The sequence below is a fragment of the Frigoribacterium sp. MEB024 genome (assembly GCF_000878135.1).
In the GTDB taxonomy this organism is placed as follows: domain Bacteria; phylum Actinomycetota; class Actinomycetes; order Actinomycetales; family Microbacteriaceae; genus Frigoribacterium.
The window spans coordinates 34,668-43,338 of sequence record NZ_JXQZ01000011.1 but is presented as its reverse complement, the minus strand read 5'-3'; the positions used below and the strand labels follow the sequence as shown (position 1 = coordinate 43,338).

Here is an 8,671-nt window from a genome sequence, read left to right as displayed (position 1 = left end):
CGGGCGGTCGGCGAGCCCCGTCGCGTCGACCCGGGCGAGCCAGTCGGCGGCACGTCGGCCGGCCTCGTGGCGCCGCACGCCGGCGCTGCGCGGGCCGAACGCGACGTTGTCGAGGGCACTGAGGTGGGGGAAGAGCAGGGCGTCCTGGGCGAGCATCGAGACGCCACGCTCGTGCGGGCGCAGCGCAGGCCCCCGCCCTCGGTCGTCGACGTCGAAGAGCAGGTGGCCACCCAGCCGGGCCGTGCCGTGGTCGGGTCGCAGCAGGCCCGCGATCAACGCCAGCAGCGTCGACTTGCCCGCACCGTTCGGGCCGAGGACGGCCACCGTCTCGCCCTCGGCGACGGTCAACTCGACGTCGAAGCCGCGGTCCTCGACGACCGCCGCGAACTCGAGCGTCACGACCCGCGCCTCCTCGTGGCGGCACCGGAGGACTGGCCGGCCTGATGCGCGAGGGCGACGACGACGACCGCCACGAGGACGAGCACGAGCGACAGCGCCACGGCGGCGTCGGGGTCGGTCTCGCGTTGCAGGTAGATCTCGAGCGGCAGGGTGCGCGTGACGCCCTGCAGCGACCCGGCGAAGGTCAGCGTCGCCCCGAACTCGCCGAGGGCGCGTGCGAACGACAGCACGGCTCCCGAGACGAGGGCGGGCAGCACGAGCGGCAGGGTGACCCGCCGCAGCACGGTCGTGGGTCGGGCCCCCAGGGTCGAGGCGACGGCCTCGTAGCGCGTGCCCACCGTGCGGAGGGCGCCCTCGAGGCTCAGCACCAGGAAGGGGAGGGCGACGAAGGTCTGGGCCAGCACGACCGCCGTCGTCGAGAACGCGATGGTGACGCCGAGCGCGTCGAAGGTCTGGCCGAGCAGGCCGCGGCGCCCGAAGGTGTAGAGCAACGCGATGCCCCCGACGACGGGCGGGAGCACCAGCGGCAGCAGTACGAGCGACCGCAGGACCTTCTGGCCGCGGAACTCGGTGCGGGCCAGCACGACGGCCATCGGGACGCCCAGCACGACGCAGATCAGGGTGGCCGTCATCGAGGTGCGGAGGCTGAGCCAGAACGCGGCGACCGAGGACTCGGACGTGACCAGCGGCACGAACTCGGCCCAGTCGACCCTCGACACCATGGCGACGAGGGGCAGCAGCACGAAGGCGGCACCGAGCGCCGCGACGACCGCGACCCAGGCCGGGACGCTCGCGTACGCCCGGCGACGTCGACGGAGGAGGCGGGCGGAGGGCCCGGGCCTGACGGTCGAGGTCACGGACTGCCGAAGCCGGCGGCCCGCAGCACGCCCTGCCCGACCTCGCCGGTGACGAAGGCGACGAACGCCTCGGCCACCTCCGGGTTCGCCGTGTCGGCCACGGGGGCGATCGGGTAGGTGTTGACGGCCTGGTCCGCCTCGGGGAAGTCGATGCCCTCGACACCGTCGCCGGCGGCCTCGACGTCGGTGACGTAGACCAGCCCGGCGTCGGCCTCGCCCGAGGTGACCTTGCCGAGCACGTCGGTCACCGACGACTCCTCGCTGACCGGCGAGATCGTGACGCCGGTGGCCTCCTCGACGGTCTTCGTGGCCGCCCCGCAGGGCACCTGGGCCGCGCAGATCACGGTCTTCACGTCGGGCTTCGCGAGGTCGGCGAAGTCGGAGACCCCGGCAGGGTTCGACGGCGGCACGGCGATGGTGAGGACGTTCGTGGCGAAGTCCTCGGACGCCGACGGGTCGACGAGACCGGCGTCGGTCAGCTCGGCCATGTTCTTCTCGTCGGCCGAGGCGAAGACGTCCGCGGGGGCGCCCTCGGTGATCTGCGTGACGAGATCGGACGACCCCGCGAAGGTCAGCTCGACGGTCGTGCCGGGGTGGGCCTCCTCGAACTCGTCGGCCAACTCGGTGAACGTCTTCTTGAGCGAGGCAGCGGCGTAGACGGTGATCGACCCGTCGAGCGCCGAGCCGGAGGCCGTCGGGGTCGCGCTGGTCGCCGGATCGACGCTCGCACCCGAGCAGCCCGTCAGGGCGAGGGCCGTCGCCACCGCGAGGGTTCCGGCGAGCGTCGTGAGGTTCGAGCGGATTCTTCTCATGGGTCAGGCCTTCCCGCCGGGGGTCTCGATGATGACCGTCGTGGCCTTGACGACGGCGATGGCCACCGAGCCGGGCTCGAGGCCCAGCTCGCGGACGGCCTCGCTGCTCATCAGCGAGACGATGCGGTGGGGTCCGCACTGCAGTTCGACCTGGGCCATGACCCGGTCCGCCGTGATCTCGGTGACGACGCCCACCAGGCGGTTGCGTGCCGAGCGCCCCACCTCGGACGGGTCGGCGGGCAGGACGGCGTTCTTCCGGGCGAGCGTCGCGAGCGCGAGGCCGTCGACCACGCCGCGCCCGGCGTCGTCCTTCACGCTCTCGAGCAGTCCGAGGTCGATCCAGCGACGCACCGTGTCGTCGCTCACGCCGAGGAACGCCGCGGCATCCTTGATCCGTATCTGCGTCATGAGAGCGATCCTAGTTCCGAATGCGCGGACGCGCGCCCCCGGCGGACGTCGTCGGGCGAGCCTCCGACGCCGGGCGCCGTGCGCCGGTGAGCGAACGGAGGCGCGGGTCGCCTCCCCCGGACACCGCACGTTCGGCCTCGCGGGCTTAACCTCGACGGATGACCGTCTCGCTCGGACTGCCCACCATGCCCGGCCGGGCCTCCGCCGACGCCCTGCTGCCCCCGCGGCCGACGAACGACGTGGCACCCGGACTGCTCGACCGCTTCGGTCGGACCGCGACCGATCTGCGGGTCTCGCTGACCGACAAGTGCAACCTGCGCTGCACGTACTGCATGCCGGCCGAAGGCCTGCCGGCGCTCCCCCGTGAACAGGCGCTGGACGCCGACGAGATCGTGCGGCTGGTCGGCATCGGCGTGCGTGACCTCGGCATCCGGCAGGTGCGGTTCACCGGCGGCGAGCCGCTGCTGCGTGCCGACCTGATCGACATCGTCCGACGGGTCGCCGCGATCGACCCGCGGCCCGAGGTCTCGCTGACCACGAACGCCATCGGCCTGGCGCACCGCGCCCAGGCCCTCGCCGACGCCGGGCTCGACCGGGTCAACGTGTCGCTCGACTCGCTGCACGCCGAGACGTTCATGAAGGTCTCGCGTCGCCCGTTCCTCGACAAGGTGCTCGCCGGGGTCGACGCCGCCGCGGCGGCCGGCCTCACCCCGGTCAAGATCAACGCGGTGCTGCTACCGGGCGTCAACGACCACGAGGCGCCCGACCTGCTCGCCTGGGCCCTGCGCGGCGGCCACGAGCTGCGCTTCATCGAGCAGATGCCGTTGGACGCCGACCGCAGCTGGGACCGCGCCTCCTTCGTCACCTCCCGGGACATCCACTCGCTGATCGCCACGCGCTTCGACCTCAGCCCCGCCGACGTCCTGCGTGACGGCGCCCCCGCCGAGCTGTTCGACGCCGTCGGCCGCGGCGACGACGCCGGCCTGACCGGGCGGGTCGGCATCATCGCCTCGGTGAGCGAACCGTTCTGCGCCGACTGCCGACGCACCCGCATGACCGCCGAGGGCGGCATCCGCAGCTGCCTCTTCAGCGGCGGCGAGACCGGCCTGCGCGACCTGCTGCGCAGCGGGGCGAGCGACCTCGAACTGGCCGACGCCTGGCGCGGCGCCATGTGGGCCAAGCCCTCGGGCCACGGCATCGACGACCCTGACTTCGTCCAGCCCGAACGCACCATGAGCGCCATCGGAGGCTGAGATGACGACCACGAACCCCGCCCCCACCGTCGACGAGGCCGCCTCGACCCCCGTCTCGGCGACGCTGCGGTTCTTCGCCGCCGCCCGCACCGCCGTGGGCCGCGACGACCAGCGCGTCGAGGTGCCCGCGGGCGAACGCCCGACCATCGGACGCCTGCTGACCGAGGTCCGCCCGGTCGAGGGCGTGTCGGCCGCGGACTTCCGCGACGTGCTGCTGCGCTGCTCGTTCCTCGTCGACGGCCTGACCACGCGCGACCGCGAACAGCTCGTCCCCGACGGCACGGTGATCGACGTCATGCCGCCCTTCGCCGGCGGCTGACGGCAGCCCGCCTAGGGCCGCGTGGGTGCCCCCTGCGCGAGCTGCCACCCGAGCATGCCGCCGTGCAGCACCGACACGTCGAAGCCCTCGCCCGCCAGCAGGTCGGCCGCGGCGCGGGCCCGGGGACCTCGGGCGCAGTAGACGACCACCCGCTGCGCCGGGTCGAGCTCGGGCCGCTGACGGGTGCGCGTGCCGTACCCGGGGGCCTGCACGTCACCGGTGATGTGGGCGAAGTCGTGCTCGTCGACCTCGCGCACGTCGAGCAAGGTGAAATCGGCGTCGCCGGCCGCGCGCGCCCCGAGCAGGGTCGACAGCTCGTCGGCGTCGACGTCGGGGCCGACGCGACGGCCGCGCACCGGTGCCTCGGTGGTGGTCGCCGACGTCCCCGGGACCGAGGACGAGGAGGCGCGGCGCGCGTCGTTCACCGTGGCCCGGGCCTCGACCCGGTGCGGGGCACGGGCCAACCGGCTCTCGCGCCAGGTGCCACCCAGGGCGTCGACGGTCACGACCCGGCCGAGCAACGGCTCGCCCAGACCGGTCAGCAGCTTGACGACCTCGCTCGCCATGCCCGTGCCCACCGTGCCGCACAGCGGCCCCAGCACGCCGACGTCGGCACAGGACTCGTCCCAGCCCGAGGCGGGCGGGGCGGGGTGGAGGTCGCGGTAGTCGACCGCCCGGCCGTCGGGGGCGTCGTCCCAGAAGACGCTGAACTGGCCGTCCCAGCGGTTGACGCTGCCCCAGACGACCGGCAGGCCACGGGCGGCCGCGGCGTCGGCCACGAAGTAGCAGGTGTCGAACGAGTCGCTGCCGTCGACCACGAGGTCGTAGTCGTCGAGCAGGTCGGCGGTGCGTTCGCTCAGGCGGAACGGGTGGGCGACGACGGTCACGTCGGGGTTCGCGGCGCGCACCCAGTCGGCGGCGGTACGGGCCTTCGGGAAGCCCAGCTGGTCGGGGCGGAACAGCACCTGGCGTTGTAGGTTCGACAGATCGACGGCATCATCGTCGACGATTCCCAGGGTTCCCACACCCGAGGCTGCGAGATATTGGATGACCGGCGCGCCCAGCCCGCCGGCCCCGACCACCAGCACCCTCGACGCCGCCAGGCGCCCCTGGGAGCCCAGACCGAACCCCGGCAGGCGCACGCTTCGCGAGTAGCGTTCGCCCTCGGCGGGGTCGCCGCCGTGTCCGCCGTCGCGCACGTCGGCACCGTGCACGCCACCGTCGCGCACGGCCGCCCCGTGCGCGTCACCACCGTGTCGCGCGCGAGATCCGCCGAGAGGGGGAAGAGACGACATGACGAACCTCCTGAATCCGGCCGACCGTCGTTCGACCGCGCCCACTGTACCCACGACCTCCGACACCGGTCGGGGCACGACCCTCGCGCGCCTCCGGCACTGGCGTCACCTCGACGCCCTGCTGATCGGGCTGCTGGCGGCGGCGATCTCGGGTGCCTTCCTGTGGGTGCCCTCGGTCTGGTACGACGAGGCCGCGACGGTCATCTCGGCGACCCGCAGCTGGGGACAGCTCTGGCAGATGGTCCAGACCGTCGACCTGGTGCACGCCACCTACTACGCGTTCATGCACCTCTGGTTCGACGTGTTCCCGTACTCCCCCGTGTCGCTGCGCGTGCCCAGCACGATCGTCACGGGGCTGGCGGCCGCGTTCACGGTCGTGCTGGCGCGCACCCTGGCCGACCGCCGGACGGCCGTGGTCGCCGGCCTGCTGTTCTGCCTGATCCCCCGCGTGACCTGGATGGGCGGCGAGGGCCGTTCGTACGCCTTCTCGGCGATGTTCGCCGTCGTCCTGACCATCGTGCTCGTCACCGCCGCGCGCCGCACCGCCCAGGTGGGCGAGACCCGCACCCGGGCGTCGGCGGTGCGCTGGTGGGTCCTCTACGCGGTGCTCGCCGTCGTCTCGGTGCTGTTCTTCCTGTACGTGGCCTTCGTCGTGGTGGGGCACGGCGTCACCATGCTGGTGCAGTGGCGACGGGAGCGCCGCCTCCGCGCCTCCTCCGGGTCGGTGGCGCGGTCGCACGACGCCGCGGCCCCGCCCCCGCTCGTCGGCGGACCGCACGGCGCGCGCGGCTCGTTCCTCGGCTGGTTCGCCGGCGCGGCCGTCGCCGGTCTCGCGAGCCTGCCCGTCGTGTACTTCACGTCCGAGCAGAGCGGCCAGGTCGGCTGGCTCGACCGACCGAGCTTCGCCACGATCAACCAGGTGCTGACGACGCAGTGGTTCTACCAGAACGACCGTTTCGCCGTCTTCGGCTGGATGCTCGTGGTCGCCAGCCTGGTCGTCCTGGCCGCCGGTCTCGTGCCCCGCGCCCGGGGTCTCGCCGAGGTCGTCCTGCCCTGGATGATCGTGCCCACGGTCGGCCTCGTGGGCGTCTCGCTCGTGACCGAACCGCTCTACTCGCCGCGCTACCTGACCTTCGGCACCCCGGCGGTCGCGATCATGATGGCCGTCGCGGTGGCCGCCATCCCCTGGCGGCGGGTCATCGCGCTCGTGCTGCTGCTCGCCCTGGTGCTCACCGCCCCGACCTGGGAACGTCAGCGACAGCCCGAGGCGAAGGACTCCGCCGCCTGGAACCAGGTGGCCGACCTCGTCGCCGAGCAGCGCGCCCTCGAGCCCGCCGGAACGACCGAGGGCGTCGTCTTCGGCCCCGTGCGTCGACACCCGAAGGCCACGTCGCGCATCATCGAGAACACCTACCCCGCGGCGTTCGAGGGCATGTCCGACTTCACGCTCGAGACCCCCGCGGCCGAGACCGGCGGCCTGTGGGAGGTCCAGCACCCGCTCGAGGACGTCATCGACCGCACCGACGACCTCGACGTCGTCTGGCTGATCACGAGCGACAAGCAGGACTGGCGCCCCCGCGTCACCGCCGACCTCGCCGCGAAGGGCTTCCACGTCGCCGACGAGTGGCACCTCACCCGCACGAACGTGCTCAAGTACGAGCGCTGAGCCCGCGAGACCCCGCGAAGTCGCCGAGACCCCGCGAAGTCGCCGAGACCCCTGTGCGCGCGCGGGGGTCTCGGCGACTTCTTAGGGTCTCGGGGCCCGCGGCGAGCGAGTCAGTCGGTGACGACGCGGGCGCCGTGCACGGGACCCGTCGCGCGCACCACCGTGAGGCGGGCGGCGCTCAGGGCGATCTGGAGTTCGAGGGCGCCGTCGAGGTCGGGCGCGAGGAACGCCACGGTCGGGCCGGAACCCGACACGATGCCCGCCAGGGCGCCGTTGCCCTCGCCGAGCTCGAGGACGTCGGCCAGGCCCGGCTGGAGGTGCAGGGCGGGCGCCTGGAGGTCGTTGTGCATGGCGTCGGCGAGCATGCCCGGGTCACCCGCGCGGAGGGCCTGCAGGACGCCGGCGTCGACGACGGGGTGCCGCACCGACCGGATCTCGCCCTGGTGCCGCAGCCGGTGGGCGTCGAGTTCGTCGTAGACGCGGGGCGTCGAGAGGCCGACGTCGGCCACGGCCAGGACCCACTGGAACTGCCCCTTCGCCAGGGCCGGGCTGAGTTCGTCGCCGCGGCCGGTGCCGATCGCGGTGCCGCCGGCGAAGGCGAACGGGACGTCGGCCCCGAGTCGGGCCGAGAGCCGCAGGAGTTCGTCACGACCGACGCCGGTGCCCCAGAGGGTGTCGCACGCGAGCAGCGTGGCGGCGGCGTCGGCCGAACCGCCCCCCATGCCGCCGGCCACGGGCACCGCCTTGTCGACGGTCAGTGCGACGCCGCCCGTGTAGCCGGTCGTCTCGGCCAGCAGGCGGGCGGCCTTGATCGCCAGGTTGGACCCGTCGGTGGGCACGCCCGACACGTCGATCGACGGACCGCCCGTGACGCTGACCGTGAAGCCGTCGGCGTGACGCGCGCGCACGTCTTCGTAGAGCGACACGGCCTGGTAGGCGGTCGCGAGGTCGTGGTAGCCGTCGTCCTGCAGGTCGCCGACGGCGAGGAAGACGTTGATCTTGCCCGGTGCACGCGTGTGGACCACGGTCGGGGCGGCCACGGACGTCATGCGTCCAACCTAGTCAGTTCTGGCGATCACTCATGACGCCGAACGCCCGCGTCAACCCCTCTTTCACGGGCTGCACCCGTTCGGGCAGGCGCAAGCTGCCCTGCGTCAACGACACCGAGCACTTCGGACCGGCGGTCGACACCACCCGGAGGCGCAGCGTGTCCCCGTGCGCGAGGGTCCAGTCGGCGGTCGGGTGCGTCGCCGACCGGGTGACGACCTCGGGTGGGCCCCCGGCGTACCCGGCGAACCGGGCGACGGCGAGGTCGAACAGTTCGAGCGCTCCGCCCCGGAGGCTCCGGCCGACGGTGACCGCGTAGCTGCCGTCGGGCTGACGCCCGGGTGGCTCGACGCCGCGTTCTTGCTCGTAGCGCACCGTGATGCCCTCGGCCCACCACGGCACGACCTCGAACTCGTCGACCAGGAGGCGCGAGATCTGCTCGTGGGACAGTCGCGTCGCCCCCGCGGCGTCGAGCCGCGCGAACCACTCGGCCGCACTGCGCCCCGTGCCCGACCCGAGTCGGGCGTCGCTGAGCCGCTGTTCGTCGCGCCCACGCCCGACCCCGCCCGTGCCGGGGGGCACGCCGCCGAAGCCGTTCTTGCGTCGGGGCACGGC

General features: G+C 73.4%; 10 protein-coding genes. 3 read left to right on the top strand and 7 right to left on the bottom strand.

The window, feature by feature from the left end; all coding sequences use genetic code 11:
* The 4 genes from SZ60_RS02820 to SZ60_RS02805 all read right to left on the bottom strand — a co-directional run.
* Nucleotides 1-399, bottom strand: a 399-nt coding sequence (locus SZ60_RS02820) for an ATP-binding cassette domain-containing protein (RefSeq protein ID WP_043593477.1), incomplete at its 3' end; no start/stop codon positions are given.
* On the bottom strand, nucleotides 396-1,256 hold the full coding sequence (locus SZ60_RS02815; protein ID WP_043593475.1) for an ABC transporter permease: 861 nt from the start codon (nucleotides 1,254-1,256) through the stop codon (nucleotides 396-398). The genes SZ60_RS02820 and SZ60_RS02815, both read right to left, overlap by 4 nt.
* Complete coding sequence (modA, locus tag SZ60_RS02810; protein WP_043593467.1) at nucleotides 1,253-2,068, bottom strand: molybdate ABC transporter substrate-binding protein; 816 nt, start codon at nucleotides 2,066-2,068, stop codon at nucleotides 1,253-1,255. The genes SZ60_RS02815 and modA overlap by 4 nt, the downstream gene beginning before the upstream one ends.
* Nucleotides 2,069-2,071: 3 nt before the next feature.
* On the bottom strand, nucleotides 2,072-2,476 hold the full coding sequence (locus SZ60_RS02805) for a molybdopterin-binding protein (protein WP_043593466.1): 405 nt from the start codon (nucleotides 2,474-2,476) through the stop codon (nucleotides 2,072-2,074).
* 158 nt (nucleotides 2,477-2,634) lie between these two features.
* Between SZ60_RS02805 and moaA the strand changes: the two genes are divergently transcribed.
* Together moaA and SZ60_RS02795 are read left to right on the top strand one after the other, a co-directional pair.
* Nucleotides 2,635-3,729, top strand: coding sequence for a GTP 3',8-cyclase MoaA (gene moaA, locus SZ60_RS02800; RefSeq protein ID WP_369700682.1), 1,095 nt, complete (start codon nucleotides 2,635-2,637; stop codon nucleotides 3,727-3,729).
* Nucleotide 3,730: 1 nt separating this feature from the next.
* Nucleotides 3,731-4,048 (top strand): MoaD/ThiS family protein, encoded by a 318-nt coding sequence (locus SZ60_RS02795; protein WP_043593465.1) that lies wholly within the window; start codon nucleotides 3,731-3,733, stop codon nucleotides 4,046-4,048.
* Between the two features lie 11 nt (nucleotides 4,049-4,059).
* Here the strand turns inward: SZ60_RS02795 and SZ60_RS02790 are convergent, their stop codons facing one another.
* Entirely contained in the window at nucleotides 4,060-5,277 is a 1,218-nt protein-coding gene (locus SZ60_RS02790) for a ThiF family adenylyltransferase (protein ID WP_052505111.1), read from the bottom strand.
* Nucleotides 5,278-5,341: 64 nt separating this feature from the next.
* Here SZ60_RS02790 and SZ60_RS02785 point away from each other — a divergent pair, with 64 nt between their 5' ends.
* Complete coding sequence (locus tag SZ60_RS02785; protein ID WP_043593463.1) at nucleotides 5,342-7,009, top strand: glycosyltransferase family 39 protein; 1,668 nt, start codon at nucleotides 5,342-5,344, stop codon at nucleotides 7,007-7,009.
* Nucleotides 7,010-7,119: 110 nt separating this feature from the next.
* On the opposite strand, the gene SZ60_RS02780 is transcribed toward SZ60_RS02785, so the two are convergent.
* Entirely contained in the window at nucleotides 7,120-8,058 is a 939-nt protein-coding gene (locus tag SZ60_RS02780; protein WP_043593461.1) for a 4-(cytidine 5'-diphospho)-2-C-methyl-D-erythritol kinase, read from the bottom strand.
* Between the two features lie 13 nt (nucleotides 8,059-8,071).
* Nucleotides 8,072-8,668: a hypothetical protein gene (locus tag SZ60_RS16260; protein ID WP_052505110.1), complete on the bottom strand. Its 597-nt coding sequence runs from the start codon at nucleotides 8,666-8,668 to the stop codon at nucleotides 8,072-8,074.
* Nucleotides 8,669-8,671: the final 3 nt, after the last annotated feature.

What these genes read in the sequence shown, in the direction of transcription:
- modA (WP_043593467.1), bottom strand. Translation starts at nt 2,068, where the DNA reads ATGAGAAGAATCCGCTCGAACCTCACGACGCTCGCCGGAACCCTCGCG.
- SZ60_RS02805 (WP_043593466.1), bottom strand. Translation starts at nt 2,476, where the DNA reads ATGACGCAGATACGGATCAAGGATGCCGCGGCGTTCCTCGGCGTGAGC.
- moaA (WP_369700682.1), top strand. Translation starts at nt 2,635, where the DNA reads ATGACCGTCTCGCTCGGACTGCCCACCATGCCCGGCCGGGCCTCCGCC.
- SZ60_RS02795 (WP_043593465.1), top strand. Translation starts at nt 3,731, where the DNA reads ATGACGACCACGAACCCCGCCCCCACCGTCGACGAGGCCGCCTCGACC.
- SZ60_RS02785 (WP_043593463.1), top strand. Translation starts at nt 5,342, where the DNA reads ATGACGAACCTCCTGAATCCGGCCGACCGTCGTTCGACCGCGCCCACT.
- SZ60_RS02780 (WP_043593461.1), bottom strand. Translation starts at nt 8,058, where the DNA reads ATGACGTCCGTGGCCGCCCCGACCGTGGTCCACACGCGTGCACCGGGC.